This window comes from Aeromonas intestinalis, from assembly GCF_054052485.1.
Genome location: NZ_JBSTYK010000004.1, coordinates 145361 through 161373 on the forward strand (window position 1 = coordinate 145361; position 16013 = coordinate 161373).

The window sequence follows — 16013 nt, forward strand, 5'->3', positions numbered from 1 at the left end:
GCAAGGGAGTGTGGGCATGTATTACGGTTTTGACATTGGTGGCACCAAGATAGCCTTCGCGGTGTATGACGGCGGGTTGAATCTCTGCCATGAGGAGCGCATGAGCACCCCGGGGGATGACTATTCGGGGTTGCAGCAGCTCATCCGCAGCCGGGTGCTGGAGGCGGATGCCCGCTTCGGCGCCAAGGGGGTTGTTGGAATAGGCTTTCCCGGCATCCTCAACCGGGACGACAAGAGCATAGTGGCGGCGAACCTGCCCGCCATCCATGGCCGTCACCTGGGGGCTGACTTGACCGAACTGCTGGGACGCACCGTCCGGGTGGACAACGATGCCAACTGCTTCCTCTGGTCCGAAGTGCATCAGGGAGCCGCGGCCGGTGCGCAGAGCGCACTGGGCATGACCATAGGCACCGGTATCGGGGGCGCCGTCTATCTGGCCGGCCAACTGATCCAGGGCCGCAACTGGCTGGCGGGGGAGATAGGCCACTACCCGCTGCCTGCCACCATTTTGATGAAGTATCCCGACCTGCCGCGCCCCCGCTGTGGCTGTGGTCGGTTGGTCTGTTTCGAAACCTATGCGTCCGGTACTGGCCTCGAGCGTCTCTACCACCACTTCCACGGGGAGCGCGCCAGCGGTCATCAGATCGTCGCCCGCTACGAGGCGCACGAACCGAGCGCCCTGACCACCATCGACTGCTGGCTGGAGATCCTGGCGGCAGGGCTTGCCACCGCCATCTCGGTGCTCGACCCCGAAGTGGTGGTGCTGGGTGGCGGCCTCAGTGGTCTACCGGCGCTGTATGAACAACTGCCCCGGCGCCTGCCCGGCCACCTGCTGCCCGGGGTTGCCCTGCCAGCCATCCGTCAGGCCCGCTTCGGTGGGGCAGGCGGAGTGCGCGGCGCGGCTTTGCTCAATTTATGAGATCAGACACAGGGTCTGATCTCCCCTGAACAAGGAGTCATCATGACCCGTCTTGAAATCTGTATCGACAATCTGGAATCCCTGTTTACCGCCCAGCAGGCCGGCGCGGATCGCATTGAGCTCTGCTCTGCGCTGGGTCTGGGTGGTCTGACGCCCTCCTACGGTTTCATGCAGCAGGTGGCGCGCCATGCCACCATCCCCGTCTACGCCATGATCCGCCCCCGTGCCGGGGATTTCTGCTTCAATGCCTTTGAATTCGAGATCATGCTGCAGGATATAGCAGCCGCCCGCGCTGCCGGTTTGCAGGGCGTCGTGGTGGGTCTGCTGGATGAGATGGGGCGGGTGCCAGCAGTATTGCTCAAGCAGCTGGTGGACGCGGCCGACCCCCTCGGTGTCACCTTCCATCGCGCGATAGACCTTTGCTCCGACTGGCGTGCCGATCTCGAGACCATCGTTGACGCAGGCTGTGAGCGGATCCTGAGTTCGGGCCATGCTCCCACTGCGCTCGCGGGGCTCGAGACCCTGCAGGCGATGCAGCAGGCCCTGGCCGGACGCGCCAGCCTGATGCCGGGAGCCGGGGTCAATGCCGACAATGTGCGCACCATTCTCGAGTTTACCGGCGTGGACGAGGTGCACATGTCCGGTATGGGCTGGCGTGGCGGCATGGTGCCCCACGGCGTCAACATGGGTACCTCGGACGATGGCCGGGTCAATATCACAGACGGTGCCAAGGTGGCGGCGGTGCGGGCTTTGCTGGACCAAACCTGAGTATAGGTGCGGCGCCGTGGCATGGTGCCGCTCCCTGTCAGCGTCAACATGGGTACCTCGGATGATGGCCGGGTCAATATTACCGATGGCACCAAGGTGGCGGCGGTGCGGGCTCTGCTGGATCGGGGTTGAGCCCGGGCATTGCCGGAACCGTCAGCCTCGCATGTGTGAGCGCCCTCCCACGGGCAGGGAAATCGCCGTGGTCGCTGGCAGCACCCCGGGAAAAAGTCTGATATCATCCCGTCTCTTTTATTACCTGGATCTGGAGCTACATCTCAATGTCCCAATACGACTCTATCGAACAGAAGGCCAGCTACGGCATCGGCCGCAACATGGGTGATCAGCTGGCGCAGCAAGCTTTCGCCGGTCTGGATATCCCGGCCCTGCAGCAAGGTCTGGCTGATGCCCTGAACGGTCTGGAGTTCGCGGTCAGCCGTGACGATATCAACGATGCCTTCCAGGTCATCACTACCCGCATGCAGGCCGAGCAGGAAGTTGCCGCCAAGGCTGCCGCCGCCGATGGCGAAGCCTTCCTGGCCGACAACGCCAAGCGTGCCGGTGTGAACGTGACCGACTCCGGTCTGCAGTACGAAGTCATGGTCGAAGGCAATGGCGCCGTCCCGGTTGCCGGTCAGTCCGTCCGTGTGCACTACCACGGCACCTTCACCCACGGTGGCGTGTTCGACAGCTCCGTCGCTCGTGGCGAGCCGGCCGAATTCCCGGTCACTGGCGTCATCGCCGGCTGGGTTGAAGCACTGCAACTGATGCCGGTTGGCTCCAAGTGGAAGCTCTACATTCCGCAGGATCTGGCCTACGGTGCCCGCGGTGCCGGCTCCATACCGCCGTACTCCGCTCTGGTATTCGAAGTGGAGCTGCTGGACATCCTGTGATCCGGTAACTCTGTACTGACAAACGGCGACCTCTGGGTCGCCGTTTGCTTTTGTACTCTTCTCCCATGGTGGGCAGGCTGGGTCATGGGCAAGTGGATCCGTTTTGGATATATAGTCAGAGCGTCTTCAGGGAGATCCCCATGGCTGCTATCATCGAAGTCATCGACCTTATCAAGCACTTCCCCGGCGTCAAGGCGGTGGACGGACTCAGCTTTGCCATCCCCGCCGGTAGTTGCTTCGGCCTGCTTGGGCCAAATGGAGCGGGCAAGACCACCACCATCGAGTTGCTGGAAGGGATCCTCACCCCGGACAGCGGTCAGATCCTGTTCCATGGTGCTCCTCGCGATGCCGATTACCGCTCCCGCATCGGTATCCAGTTCCAGCATACGGCCCTGCAGGATTTTCTGACGGTACGCGATACCCTGCGCCTGTTCGCCAGCCTCTATCCCAATCCCTTGCCACGCGACCTGCTCATCGAACTGTGCGCCCTTGGAGAATTCATCGACCGGGACAGCCGCAAGCTCTCCGGCGGCCAGCGTCAGCGCCTGTTGCTTGCCCTGGCGCTGCTCGGGGATCCCGAATTGCTGTTTCTCGATGAGCCAACGACAGGGCTGGATCCCCAGGCGCGTCACCACTTCTGGCAACGTATCGAGGCCATCAAGGCTCAGGGCAAGACGGTGGTGCTCACCACCCACTACATGGACGAGGCACAGCAGCTGTGCGATCAGATAGCCATCGTCGATCACGGTCATCTGCTGAGCCTGGATACCCCGGAGGCCCTGCTGGCCCGCCACTTTGACGGGGTATTGGTGCGTCTCGCGGATCATCCGGCTCTGGTGCAACTGGGGCATCCATTGCAACGGCGTGGGGAGCAGGTGGAATTGACCTGCCCGGATGTGGCGCTCCTGTTGCCCCAATTGCTAAGGCTTGGGGTACCGCTGACCGGCATGCAGGTGCGCTCCCCCAATCTGGAGGATCTCTTCTTGCAACTGACCGGCCATAGCCTGAGGAGTGGTGCATGAGCAGATCCCTTAAACGTGGCGGGTCTCGCTTGTTTGTACTCGGCATGCATCTGAGCGGTGATGGCCTGAGGAGCGACGCATGAGCGGATCCTTGAGGCGCATCGTGGCACTGCTCCATGCCCGCAACCTCGAGTTTGTGCGCGATCGGGCGGCGCTGGTCTGGAATCTGGCGTTTCCCCTGCTGCTGGTGATTGGGTTTTCCCTCATCTTTTCCGGCCCACCCAAGCCCCTGGTGCAGATGGGCGTGCTGGGGGCGTTGCCTGCCGCCTATCAGCCCCTGAACAAGATCCCGCTGCTCAAGCTCATCCCCTATGAGGACGCAGAGAAGGGGCAGCTCAAGGTGCGCCATCATCAGCTGGATCTGCTGCTCTCACCCACCCGAGGCCAGTATTGGGTCAACCCGGATGCCCCCCAGGGGGCCATGGCGGAGTATTTGCTGCGTCAGGCGATCGGCTTGCCATTGCAAAAGGAGGTGCTGTCGGGGCGAGCCATCCGCTACGGTGACTGGTTGTTGCCCGGGGTGATCGGCATGAACCTGATGTTCTCAGGCCTGTTCGGGGTCGGCTTCGTCATCGTCCGCTATCGCAAGAACGGGGTGCTCAAGCGACTGAGAGCGACCCCCCTGTCGGCGGCCGAGTTTCTCGGTGCCCAGCTGCTGTCGCGGGTGCTGATCACCTTGGTGGTGAGCCTGCTGGTGTTTTTGGTGGCCTATTGGCTGCTGGGGGTGCCTCTGCTGGGCTCAGGCTGGTTACTGCTGCTGATTGCGCTGGTCGGTGGTACCGCCATGGCCTCACTGGGTCTGCTCATCGCCGCTCGCCTCCAGAATGAGGAACTGGCGAGCGGCTTGCTCAATCTTATCAGCCTGCCCATGATGTTCCTGTCCGGTGTCTGGTTTTCGCTGGAAGGTTCTCCCCCCTGGTTGCAGGCCATTGGAGCCCGTCTGCCCTTAAGCCAGATCATCGAGGCTGCCCGCGCCGTGATGCTGGAGGGGGCGGGCTGGCAAGCGGTCGCGGGTGACTTGGCCCAGGTTGCGCTGTTTGCACTGAGCTGCCTCGTGCTGGGGTCCCTGCTGTTTAAATGGAGCGCAAAATGAAGCTTCTCTGGGGTGTATTGTTGCTCGCGGCCCTGCCGGTGAATGCGGGCTCCTTGCGTTGCAAGAGTGCGCTCCTGACCGAGGGAGATACCACGGCCGAGCTCTTGATCCGCTGTGGTCAGCCGATGCTCAAGGAAGACTTGACCCGGTATGAGGAGAATGGCTTCGGGGCCCGCATGACGGTGAAATACGCCGAACGCTGGACCTACAACTTCGGCAAGAACCAGTTCATGCAGTTTGTGACCGTCGAAAACGGCGTCATCACTGAGATTGAAGATGGTCCACGGGGTGGTTGAAGCGCCGCTCATGGGGCTGATCTTCCCTCTGCCATTGTGATCTGGGCCTGCTTTCTCAACCCTTGTCTTCTCTGAAAACTAATCGCTTTCCATCCCCTCAGGGTGTGACACCTCGGTCATCCAGCCTCTGCTTTTTTACCGCAACGTCGGCTGCTCGCCATTGAAAAGATGCTCCTCCCATTGGGGCATGCCAGCAGAAATATGAGCCTAATGAGTCAGTTGGTCGCAGATCTTGCTGCCCCGTTGTGGTGCGGCCCGATTTTTTTGCGAAAATAATCCTCATGGTATGAAAGGGCTATGGCAGCAGGCTATTTCGGAAATAAGGGTCTATTTTTTATTCATAAGGTGTTTAGCCACCCATTCAAACATTTTGTGCTGCTGCACCACAATTGGGCTGGGTTGCACCGATTGACAGGTTTTTTGATGGCTGGATAAGCTGCGAAAAGTCGGGAAAAAGAGGGCATCTTGCGAGGTTTTTGATGCCAACTCAGATCAAACCACAGGGAAGAGTGACATGAAGCAGATACACAAGGCAGGTATGGTGATAGTGCTGTCGCTGGCGGCAGCCAATGTTTGGGCCGACGGCACCCTGGATGCGGTCAAGAAGAAAGGGTTCGTGCAGTGCGGGGTCGGCGATGGCCTGCCCGGCTTCTCCAACCCGGATGCGAAGGGGACCTGGACTGGTCTGGATGTGGACGTGTGCCGTGCTGTTGCGGCTGCTGTATTCGGTGACGCCAGCAAGGTCAAATATGTCTCCCTCACCGCCAAGGAGCGCTTCACCGCGCTGCAGTCCGGTGAAGTGGATCTGCTCTCTCGCAATACCACCTGGACATTGACCCGGGACGGCTCTTTGGGGCTGACCTTTGCCGGGGTGAACTACTACGACGGTCAGGGGTTCTTGGTCAAGCAGTCACTCGGGGTCAAGAGTGCCAAGGAGCTGGATGGGGCCGCAGTTTGCATCCAGTCCGGTACCACCACCGAGTTGAACCTGGCGGACTACTTCCGCGCCAATGGCGGCATGAAATACACCCCTGTGGTGTTCGACACCTCGGATCAGACCGTGAAAGGGTTTGAAGCCGGTCGCTGTGACGTACTGACCTCGGATCAGTCCCAGCTCTACTCCCTCAAGATCAAGCTGACCAAGCCGGAAGAGGCGCTGGTATTGCCAGAGGTCATCTCCAAGGAGCCACTGGGCCCGGCGGTGCGTCAGGGGGATGATCAATGGTTCAAGGTGGTGCGCTGGAGCCTCTACGCCATGCTCAACGCCGAAGAGGCTGGTGTGACCAGTGCCAACGTGGACGAGATGCTCAAGTCCACCAACCCGGACATCCGCCGTCTGCTGGGGCTGGAAGAGCCCAAGGGCACGGTACTGGGGCTGGATGACAAGTGGGCCTACAACATCGTCAAACAGGTCGGCAACTATGGCGAGTCGTTCGATCGCAACGTGGGTGCCGGTTCGCCCCTCAAGATTGACCGTGGCATCAATGCGCTCTGGAACAAGGGCGGCCTGATGTACGCACCGCCCATCCGCTGAGTCGATGATTGTTCGGGGGGCCAGGCCCCCCGTTTTCCCCTTGCCTTGGCTTTGTCGGAGTCATCCTTATGGCGTCACATGCATCAAACCATAGGAAGGAACAGGGCCGTTGGTGGTACGACGCCAAGGTGCGGGCGCTGGTGTTCCAGTGCCTGGCCATCGTCGCCGTTCTCGCGTTTCTGTTTTACATCGTCAACAATGCCCTGACCAATCTGGCCACCCGTGGCATAACCACCGGCTTCGATTTCCTGGGCAATACCGCCGGGTTCGGCATCTTGCAGAGCCTGATCCCCTACGACGAAACCTATACCTTTGGCCGCACCTTTGTCGTCGGCCTGCTCAACACCCTGCTGGTTTCCGTGCTCGGTATCCTGTTTGCGACCCTGCTGGGGTTTGTGCTCGGGGTGGCCCGGCTGTCCAGCAACTGGCTGGTGGCCAAGATAGCCACCGTCTATATCGAGACCTTTCGCAACATACCGTTGCTGCTGCAGATCTTCTTCTGGTACTTCTCGGTGTTGCGCACCCTGCCATCCCCGCGCCAGAGCGTAGAGCTGGGTGAGCTTGCCTTTCTCAATGTGCGGGGTCTCTATCTGCCCAAGCCCCTGTTTGAAGAGGGATTTGGCTATGTACTCTGGGCTCTTCTGCTGGCATTTCTCATCAGCTGGGGCCTGCATCGCTGGGCCAGGCGCCGCCAGGAGCTGACCGGCAGGATATTCCCGATCTGGAGCTGCACGCTGGGGCTCATCCTATTGTTGCCCTTCATCACCTTCCTGTTGATGGGGAGCCCCCTTGGCTGGAGCATCCCTGTCTTGCAGGGCTTCAACTTCCGGGGTGGCCTGACGGTGTTGCCGGAGCTCGCGGCGCTGCTGCTGGCGCTCACCATCTATACGGCGGCCTTCATCGCCGAGATAGTGCGTTCCGGCATCCTCGCCATCAGCAAGGGCCAGACGGAGGCGGCTTCCGCTCTGGGGCTGTCGCCCACCAAGACCCTGCGGTTGGTGGTCATCCCCCAGGCGATGCGGGTCATCATTCCGCCGCTCACCAGTCAGTATCTCAATCTCACCAAGAACTCGTCGCTGGCTACCGCCATCGGTTATCCGGATCTGGTCTCGGTATTCATGGGCACGACCCTCAACCAGACCGGGCAGGCGATCGAGGTGATTGCCATGACCATGGGGGTCTATCTCCTCATCAGCATCAGTACCTCAATCCTGATGAATATCTACAACCGCCGGATGATGCTGGTCGAACGCTAGGGAGGCGTTATGTTCGTCAATGAAATGCAAGAGGCACTGCCTCCCCCCAGCAACAGACGTGGTGTGTTGGCCTGGCTTAGACAGAATCTGTTTCCCAACTGGTGGAGCAGCCTGCTCACCCTGGTGTTGGCCTATCTGCTGCTGCCACTGCTCTGGTCTGCGTTGGACTGGGCGCTGTTTTCCGCCACCTGGCAGGGGAGCGGCCGCGCCGACTGCACTCAGGAAGGGGCCTGCTGGATCTTCATCGAGAGTCGGCTCGGGCAATACCTCTACGGTTTCTACCCGGTGGACCAATATTGGCGCATCAATGTGGCCTTCATCGGTCTGGCGGTGCTGCTGGCACTGCTCATCTGGCCACGCACCCCTCGCAAGGGTTGGCTTGCACTCTTTACCCTGCTGGTGTTCCCCGTCATCGCCTTTTTGCTGATCCACGGCGGTGCCGGCCTTGCGGTGGTGGAAACCAATCGCTGGGGCGGGCTGATGCTGACCCTGGTGCTGGCGGTGGTGGGGATTGCGGCGGCGCTGCCCCTCGGGATCCTGCTGGCCCTGGGGCGACGCTCCCACATGCCGGTGATCTCCAGTCTCTCCACCGTCTATATCGAGTTCTGGCGGGCGGTGCCGCTTATCACAGTGCTGTTCATGGCCTCCGTCATGCTGCCACTGTTCATGACGAGCCAGGTGGAGCTGGACAAGCTGCTACGGGCGCTCATCGGCATCATCTTGTTCCAGTCAGCCTATGTGGCCGAGGTGGTCCGGGGCGGGTTGCAGGCGATCCCCAAGGGGCAGTATGAGGCGGGGGAAGCCCTCGGGCTCTCCTACTGGAAGGTGATGGGTCTCATCATCATGCCCCAGGCCCTCAAGATCACCATCCCTTCCCTGGTGAACACCTTCATCTCGTTGTTCAAGGACACCAGCCTGGTGCTGATCATCGGCCTGTTCGACTTGCTCGCCATCTCCAAGGTGGCGTTGGCCGATCCGGCCTGGCTGGGGTTCTCTACCGAGGCCTATGTGTTCATCGCCATGGTCTTCTGGATGTTCTGTTTTGGCATGTCCCGTTACTCCATCTATCTGGAACACAAACTCAACACGGGTCACAAGCATTAGGAGTGGTTTCAACATGACAAAGGATGCAGGGATAGCCCTTAACAGCCCCTCTCACAAAGCATATGGGGTGCAGGTATCAGGAGTAGCTTCAAAATGACAACAGACACCGTGGTTGCACTCAAGGATGTCAACAAGTGGTATGGCGAGTTTCATGTACTGCGAAACATCAACCTGCAGGTGGGGAAGGGGGAGAAGATCGTCATCTGCGGGCCATCGGGTTCCGGCAAGTCCACCATGATCCGCTGCATCAACCGGCTGGAGGAGCATCAGAGCGGCGACATCCTGGTCAAGGGGACGGCGCTCACCTCGGATCTCAAGAACATCGAGACGGTGCGCCGGGAAGTCGGCATGGTGTTCCAGCACTTCAACCTCTTCCCCCACCTGACGGTGCTGGAAAACTGCTGTCTGGCTCCCATCTGGGTCAAACAGCTGCCACGCAAGGAGGCCGAGGAGATCGCCATGAATTTCCTGCGCCGGGTCCGGATCCCGGAGCAGGCCTTGAAGTATCCGGGGCAGCTCTCCGGCGGTCAGCAGCAGCGGGTGGCCATCGCCCGCAGCCTCTGCATGAACCCGCAGGTGATGCTGTTCGATGAACCCACTTCGGCGCTGGATCCCGAGATGGTGCGCGAGGTGCTGGATGTGATGGTGGAACTGGCTCATGAAGGGATGACCATGCTCTGCGTCACCCACGAGATGGGTTTTGCCAAGCAGGTGGCGGACAGGGTGATCTTCATGGACCGCGGTCAGATCATCGAGGAGAACGTGCCGGATCAGTTCTTCGACAATCCCCTGTCGGATCGTACCAAGCTGTTCCTCTCCCAGATACTGCAGCACTGAGCCCGTCCCCCGTCATGAAAACGGCCCGCGCGATGAGCGGCGGGCCAAAATGTTCATGGAAGCAGACTACAGATGGAAAGGAGTATGTCAGCCAGGCAACAGGGCCGTGGTGCGCAGATCCCGCACCGCCAGGTTGATCTGCCGGGCCAGCCGCAAGGCCTGATGGCAGCTCAGTGTCTTCAAATCGATGGCTCCACCGCTGAATTCGAATCGCCCCAGCGCCTCTACCATGAAGCTACCGTGGTGGAAGCTCTTGATATAGCGGGCAATCTGGCGAGGAGACAACTGCTTGAACACCTTCATGGTAAAACACCCCGTTGCTTGGACAGGGCACACTATGCCGCCATCCCGTGACACTAATGTGACATCTTATGGAGTTTCGTATGAATTCGGTTTTCCCTGCTCTCGATGATGGCAAACAAAGTGTCCGACTCATGTAAAAGTTGTGCTCGGGTGGGGGGCATGCCCGATATACTGCGGCTCACTGGATGATTGCAACAAGGTGTCTCGTGTGGAGTGGGTGGACATAGTAGATGAGCAGGACCGCGTGATCGGGGTTGCCGATCGGGCCAGGGTGCGGCGGGAGAACCTGCGCCACCGCGCCAGCTATATCCTGGTGCTGGACGATGAGGATCGCATCCTGGTGCAGCGCCGCACCCTCGGCAAGGATTTCTGTCCCGGCATGCTGGATGCCTGCGCCGGCGGCGTGGTGACCACGGGTGAGGCGATGGAGCCGAGCGCCCGGCGGGAGCTGGCGGAGGAGCTCGGGATCCTTGACGTACCGTTGCAGAGTTTTGGCACCTTCTATGCCGAGGGGGAAGGGCAGGACCATGGCTGCGCTTACCGGGTCTGGGGCGGGCTGTTCAGCTGCCGTTATCAGGGGCCTTTGCAACTGCAGGCGGAGGAGGTGAGCGCCGTCTACTGGATGAGCCTGGCCGAGATATCGGCACGGGCCGACGAATTCACGCCGGACTCTCTATTGGCCATTTCAACCTGGCAGTCCCGCCGGCAAGGCTGAGACTCGCGGCGCGAGTGACCCCATCCCCCCGTCCTTTGCGGGCTATTTCAACCTGGCAGTCCCACCGGCAAGACAAGGTGTTCGGTGCGGGGTGCCCGATGTATTTTCCATGGCTCCCGGCAGGTTATCGCCAATAGGCCAGACCTGTGTCCCCCTCTTCCGGGTTGGAGTAGACTGGGACTCCTTCCCTCCACTTAAGGACGAGAGATCATGATCGCAGTCGGCCAATCCCTGCCCGCAGGGGAATTCACCTTCATCACCGCCGAAGGCAAGCAGGTGCAGGACAGCCAGGCCCTGTTCGCGGGCAAGAAGGTGGTGCTGTTTGCGGTGCCCGGCGCCTTTACCCCGACCTGTTCCAACGCCCATCTGCCCGGCTACGTGGTGCTGGCCGATCAGTTCCAGGCCAAGGGAGTGGATGCCATCTATTGCCTCTCGGTGAACGATGCCTTCGTGATGCGGGCCTGGCAGGAGGCGCAGAATGCCTCGGCCATTACCATGCTGGCAGACGGTGACGGCAGCTGGACCCGGGCCCTCGGCCTTGCCAAGGAGACCGGTGCCTTCGGTGGCCTGCGTGCCCAGCGCTTCGCCCTTATTGCTGACAATGGCGTGGTAGAGCAGCTGTTTGTGGAGGCACCCGGCAAGTTCGAGGTGTCCGGTGCCGAGAGTCTGCTGGCAGCTTTATGAAATGTTAATCGTTGGTTGATTAACGCTTGAAATAGCAAGAAGGCCCGCTACACTGAGCCCGTTTTTGGATGGAGCCAGGCACAACGCCTGGCTCTCGTGTTTGCAGCCGATGAGATAGAAGAATATGACCCTGGCTTTTGTTGCCCTGATTGCCGGACTGGCGCTGCTGGTCTGGAGTGCGGATAAATTTGTGGATGGCGCCGCCGCGACCGCCCGTTATGCCGGCATGCCGCCGCTGCTGATCGGTATGGTGATCATCGGTTTTGGCACCTCGGCTCCCGAGATGGTGGTCTCCGCACTGGCGGCCTCCCAGGGCAACCCCGGCCTGGCGCTTGGCAACGCCTATGGCTCCAACATCACCAACATCGCGCTGATCCTGGGTCTGACCGCCCTTATCAGCCCCATCGCCGTCTCCTCCCAGGTGGTTCGCAAGGAGATCCCCATCCTGCTCGGCATCACTCTGCTCTCCGGTGCCCTGCTCATCGATGGCCATCTGGGCAGAGGGGATGCTCTGATCCTGGGGGCCGTGTTCCTAGTGCTGATGGGATGGTCCATCTGGGAAGGCATGCGCAGCAAAGGGGATGCCCTCGATGAGAACACCAGTGATGACATCGGCAGCGAGGGCATGTCCCTCAAGAACGCCATCTTCTGGCTGGTGCTCGGGCTGGTGCTGCTCATCATCGCCTCCCGTCTGCTGGTCTGGGGGGCGGTGACGATTGCCCAGGCGCTTGGCATCAGCGATCTGGTGATTGGCCTGACCATCGTCGCCGTGGGTACCTCGCTGCCGGAGCTGGCCTCCTCTCTCATCGCCATTCGCAAGAAGGAACACGATCTGGCCCTTGGCAACGTGCTCGGCTCCAACCTGTTCAATACCCTGGCCGTGGTGGGCATCGCCGCGGGGATCGCCCCGCTGGATGTCGATCCGGCCGTGCTCTCTCGCGACTGGTCCGTGATGATGGGGCTGACCCTGCTGCTGCTGGTGATGTGCCTGGGCCGCAAGGGGCAGGGGCGGATCAACCGGGTGGAAGGGGGGCTGTTGCTCGCCATCTTCGTGGCCTACACCGCCTGGCTGCTGGGCAGTCAGTTTGTCTGACGCCTTGGTGATGAAAAAGAGGGGGAAGCTGATGCTTCCCCCTCTTTTTTTGGTGTGTTGTTTCGCTAAATCAGGCTACTGCTACCAGTTTCTGCTTCTGGGCGCTGTCCAGAATGAGGATGCTCGCCTTGGGGAAGAAGTTGAAGGTGGAGGCGGAGGCCCAGGTGTAGGCCCCCATCACCCGGCCGATGACCAGCTCGCCGATCTCCAGATCCGGCAGCATGATGCCGTCCCGGATGACATCCACGCTGTCGCAGGTGGGGCCGGAGAGCACTGCGTTGTGCAGTGCACCATTGGCATAGGGGGTGCTGACCGGGTAGGTGACGTGGTCGTAGAGCTGGCCGTTGTAGCTGCCGTAGAGACCGTCATCCAGATAGTACCAGATCTTGTCGCCACGGTGGGCCTTGCCCATCACGCTCGCCACCGATGTCATGGCCGGTGCGCTGATGAAGCGGCCCGGCTCTGCAATCTTCTGTACGGTGGCGGGCAGCTTGGCCAGCGCCTCGCGGATGGGGGCGCAGAAGCCGTCGATGTCGAATTCACCGCCCTCGTAATCCACCGGGAAACCGCCACCGATATCCAGTACCCAGGGTTTGAGACCGAGTTCCCAGGCCTGTTCCATGATCTCGCGACAGGCATCGATGGCCTGTACGTGGCGACGGGCGTGGGGCACCTGAGAGCCGACATGGAAGGAAAGTCCCATCACCTTGATGCCCTTGGCCTGGGCCAGTTGCAGCAGGGGCAGCGCCTGCTCCGGGGTGCAACCGAACTTCTTGGAGAGATCGACCTTGGTCTCCGGATTCGGGAAACTGACGCGCAGCAGCAGCTTCACTTCATCCTTGTAGGGCAGGAACTTATCCAGCTCCAGCGGGTTGTCATAGACGAACACGGTGCAGCCGAACTCCAGCGCATATCGAATGTCGCTGTCGCGCTTGATGGGATGGGTGTGGATGCAGCGGCCAGGACGAACCCCTTGGCTGCGCACCAGATCAACTTCGCCATTGGTGGCCAGATCGAAACAGGCCCCCTCTTCCTTCAAGACAGAGACCACCGCCTCGTGGGGCAGGGGTTTGAGTGCATAGTGCAAACGCACATCGGGCAGGGCGGCGGCCAGTGCCCGGTACTGTTTGCGGACGGCTGCCTTGTCGAGCAGCAGCAGGGGGGAGCCAAATTGTTCAACCAGCGAGCGGTAATCTTGTGCGACCAGGGTCTCGTTCATTCTCTTTTGAAAATCCTTAGGGGGCGTGAAATGCCCAAGCCATATGCGATTGAACCGGCGACGGCCGGCTCAGGCGAGTGGTCCGGAGGGACCGACCAGACACTGTGCATAACTTGAATGCAAAGTGCTTAGTTATGCGCGGGATTATCGGGCAAGCGCGTTTATGTGCAAGCATATTGATTGGATATGTTGGCAAGTTTTTCTGGTCGAGACGAAAGGCGCTATCAATATAAAAGCATCAATCTGGTGCCGGAGAACAGTGAACTCGATCTGGAGATATAACCTGTTGATACTTAACAAACATTTAGCATTTCCCCCGACAAGGAAGTGAATGGGAAAAAAGCACTGGGGCAGGGGGGCGAATGGGAGACAGCTCACAATTTTTGGATTACCATGCCCGCTTCCTAATCCAAACTAGTTCGGATGAAGGTAGCAGGAGAGCGATGGGGGACCATCCACCGAAGAAGTGAATCTTTCAGGTACCGGGCAACCGGTGTGGACTGCTACTGGACGATACTCTGGAGAGACCCGTTAGATCGGGCGCCGAAGGAGCAAGGCACCGTGATTGCGTCGCAATCCGGGGCCGGAAACTCTCAGGCAAAAGGACAGAGGGGATGGGATGGTTGTACCTGAGCTTAGAACTGTTCACGATCTGTAACGAGAGGTTGTCAGCAAGGTAAAGAGCAGCGCAGGAACCGGAGCGTATAGATATACGTGAGGATTCCTAGCAGCACATGAGCCTTGATCACGACCTCGCAGTAAGAGCGTGAACAAGTTCTTGGCCTGCATCCGATCGCCTTTGGGGATCGCGACACCTATGGGAAGATCATCCTTCTCCTCCTTAATCGTTGTTTTTTAAGGAGGATGCATGTCATCAATTCAATCGGCGCTCAGCGCCATCGATAGCTTTGTCTGGGGTCCGCCCCTGCTCATTCTGCTGGTCGGTACCGGCATCTATCTCACCCTGCGATTGGGTCTGCTTCAGATCGTGCGTCTGCCCCTCGCCCTGCGACTGGTATTCGGTCGCGATCAGGGTCAGGGCAAGCAGGGGGATGTCTCCAGCTTCGGCGCACTCTGTACCGCGCTCTCCGCCACCATCGGAACCGGCAACATCGTTGGGGTCGCCACCGCCATCAAGCTCGGCGGCCCGGGGGCCCTGTTCTGGATGTGGATGGCGGCCCTGTTCGGCATGGCCACCAAGTACGCCGAGTGCCTGCTTGCGGTGAAATATCGCCAGCAGGATGCCAACGGCCAGATGGCGGGCGGCCCCATGTACTACCTGGAGAAGGGGCTCGGCTCCAAGCCGCTGGCCAAGCTGTTTGCCCTGTTTGGCATCGGCGTCGCCTTCTTCGGCATCGGCACCTTCCCCCAGGTCAACGCCATCTCGGATGCCATGAGCCTCTCGTTTTCGGTGCCCCGTGAAGCCACCGCCGTGGTGCTGACCCTGATCGTCGGCCTGGTGACGCTCGGTGGGATCCAGTCCATCTCCAGCGTGTCGAGCAAGGTGGTACCCTTCATGGCCATCTTCTACATCTTCGCCTGTCTTGGGGTGCTGGTGAACAACGCCAGCGCCCTGCCGGATGCGGTATTGCTGGTCATCAACAGCGCCTTCACCGGCCATGCGGCCACCGGCGGCTTCGTCGGCGCCGGCATCATGCTGGCGATCCAGTCCGGGGTGGCGCGGGGGGTCTTCTCCAACGAATCGGGTCTGGGCTCGGCCCCCATCGCGGCGGCGGCGGCCAAGACCGACTCCTGCGTGGAGCAGGGGCTGGTCTCCATGACGGGGACCTTCATCGATACCCTGATCATCTGCACCATGACCGGGCTGACCCTGGTGGTGACCGGGGTCTGGAGCGGGGATCTCAGCGGCGCCGCCATGACCAGTGCGGCCTTCGCCCAGGGGCTGGATGCCCACATCGGCCAGTACCTGGTGAGCATCGGCCTGCTGTTCTTCGCCTTCACCACCATCCTCGGCTGGAACTACTACGGCGAGCGCTGCACCGAGTACCTGTTCGGGGTCAAGGCCATCAAGCCCTACCGCCTCGTCTATCTGGTGCTGGTGGCGAGCGGTGCCTTCCTCCATCTGGACCTGATTTGGCTCTTGGCTGACATCGTCAACGGCCTGATGGCGGTGCCGAACCTCATCGGCCTCATCGGCTTGCGCCACGTGGTGATCGCCGAGACCCGCGCCTATTTCAGCCGGGATCGGGACAGCGAAAGCGAGCCCGAGCCGCAGGCCGCCTGAGTCTGGTTGAGCCGGATGCCAAGAAAAAGCCACGA

The 16013-nt window shown here is 60.6% G+C and carries 17 protein-coding genes and 1 riboswitch; of the genes, 15 read left to right on the forward strand and 2 right to left on the reverse strand.

The features are described from left to right. The first annotated feature begins 16 nt into the window (after positions 1–16). From ACW5W7_RS06705 to ACW5W7_RS06755, 11 genes are all read left to right on the forward strand, one after another. Positions 17–919, forward strand: a complete 903-nt coding sequence (locus ACW5W7_RS06705; RefSeq protein WP_456501187.1) for an ROK family protein — start codon at positions 17–19, stop codon at positions 917–919. Positions 920–961: 42 nt separating this feature from the next. Further along, positions 962–1687, forward strand: coding sequence for a copper homeostasis protein CutC (locus ACW5W7_RS06710; RefSeq protein ID WP_456501188.1), 726 nt, complete (start codon positions 962–964; stop codon positions 1685–1687). A 21-nt stretch (positions 1688–1708) separates the two neighbouring features. After that, complete coding sequence (locus tag ACW5W7_RS06715; protein ID WP_456501189.1) at positions 1709–1819, forward strand: copper homeostasis protein CutC; 111 nt, start codon at positions 1709–1711, stop codon at positions 1817–1819. Between the two features lie 146 nt (positions 1820–1965). Next, complete coding sequence (locus ACW5W7_RS06720) at positions 1966–2577, forward strand: FKBP-type peptidyl-prolyl cis-trans isomerase (protein ID WP_456501190.1); 612 nt, start codon at positions 1966–1968, stop codon at positions 2575–2577. Positions 2578–2717: 140 nt separating this feature from the next. Further along, complete coding sequence (locus ACW5W7_RS06725; RefSeq protein ID WP_456501191.1) at positions 2718–3599, forward strand: ABC transporter ATP-binding protein; 882 nt, start codon at positions 2718–2720, stop codon at positions 3597–3599. 79 nt (positions 3600–3678) lie between these two features. Then, the gene (locus ACW5W7_RS06730; RefSeq protein ID WP_456501192.1) at positions 3679–4692 is read left to right on the forward strand and encodes an ABC transporter permease; all 1014 of its coding nucleotides are present in this window, start codon (positions 3679–3681) and stop codon (positions 4690–4692) included. After that, entirely contained in the window at positions 4677–4988 is a 312-nt protein-coding gene (locus tag ACW5W7_RS06735) for a DUF2845 domain-containing protein (protein ID WP_456501193.1), read from the forward strand. Before ACW5W7_RS06730 ends, ACW5W7_RS06735 begins: the two co-directional genes overlap by 16 nt. Before the next feature lie 514 nt (positions 4989–5502). Next, positions 5503–6522 carry an amino acid ABC transporter substrate-binding protein gene (locus ACW5W7_RS06740; RefSeq protein ID WP_456501194.1) on the forward strand — a complete coding sequence of 340 codons (1020 nt, stop codon included), beginning with the start codon at positions 5503–5505 and terminating at the stop codon, positions 6520–6522. Between the two features lie 68 nt (positions 6523–6590). Further along, positions 6591–7778 (forward strand): amino acid ABC transporter permease, encoded by a 1188-nt coding sequence (locus ACW5W7_RS06745; RefSeq protein ID WP_456501195.1) that lies wholly within the window; start codon positions 6591–6593, stop codon positions 7776–7778. A 9-nt stretch (positions 7779–7787) separates the two neighbouring features. Beyond that, positions 7788–8882, forward strand: a complete 1095-nt coding sequence (locus tag ACW5W7_RS06750) for an amino acid ABC transporter permease (RefSeq protein ID WP_349921435.1) — start codon at positions 7788–7790, stop codon at positions 8880–8882. Between the two features lie 93 nt (positions 8883–8975). Further along, the gene (locus ACW5W7_RS06755; RefSeq protein ID WP_456501196.1) at positions 8976–9719 is read left to right on the forward strand and encodes an amino acid ABC transporter ATP-binding protein; all 744 of its coding nucleotides are present in this window, start codon (positions 8976–8978) and stop codon (positions 9717–9719) included. Between the two features lie 87 nt (positions 9720–9806). Here the strand turns inward: ACW5W7_RS06755 and ACW5W7_RS06760 are convergent, their stop codons facing one another. Then, positions 9807–10022: a DUF1107 family protein gene (locus tag ACW5W7_RS06760; protein WP_456501197.1), complete on the reverse strand. Its 216-nt coding sequence runs from the start codon at positions 10020–10022 to the stop codon at positions 9807–9809. Positions 10023–10230: 208 nt separating this feature from the next. On the opposite strand from ACW5W7_RS06760, the gene yfcD reads away from it, so the two are divergent. The 3 genes from yfcD to ACW5W7_RS06775 all read left to right on the forward strand — a co-directional run bounded on the left by yfcD (position 10231) and on the right by ACW5W7_RS06775 (position 12514). Beyond that, on the forward strand, positions 10231–10737 hold the full coding sequence (gene yfcD, locus ACW5W7_RS06765) for an NUDIX hydrolase YfcD (protein WP_456501198.1): 507 nt from the start codon (positions 10231–10233) through the stop codon (positions 10735–10737). A 210-nt stretch (positions 10738–10947) separates the two neighbouring features. Beyond that, positions 10948–11421, forward strand: a complete 474-nt coding sequence (locus tag ACW5W7_RS06770) for a redoxin family protein (protein WP_456501199.1) — start codon at positions 10948–10950, stop codon at positions 11419–11421. Between the two features lie 124 nt (positions 11422–11545). Next, positions 11546–12514 carry a calcium/sodium antiporter gene (locus ACW5W7_RS06775; RefSeq protein WP_456501200.1) on the forward strand — a complete coding sequence of 323 codons (969 nt, stop codon included), beginning with the start codon at positions 11546–11548 and terminating at the stop codon, positions 12512–12514. A 70-nt stretch (positions 12515–12584) separates the two neighbouring features. Here the strand turns inward: ACW5W7_RS06775 and ACW5W7_RS06780 are convergent, their stop codons facing one another. Further along, complete coding sequence (locus ACW5W7_RS06780; RefSeq protein WP_456501201.1) at positions 12585–13733, reverse strand: type III PLP-dependent enzyme; 1149 nt, start codon at positions 13731–13733, stop codon at positions 12585–12587. 508 nt (positions 13734–14241) lie between these two features. Continuing rightward, positions 14242–14352, forward strand: a riboswitch (glycine riboswitch). A gap of 249 nt (positions 14353–14601) precedes the next feature. On the opposite strand from ACW5W7_RS06780, the gene ACW5W7_RS06785 reads away from it, so the two are divergent. After that, positions 14602–15978 (forward strand): amino acid carrier protein, encoded by a 1377-nt coding sequence (locus tag ACW5W7_RS06785; protein WP_434666424.1) that lies wholly within the window; start codon positions 14602–14604, stop codon positions 15976–15978. The last annotated feature ends 35 nt before the right edge of the window (positions 15979–16013 follow it).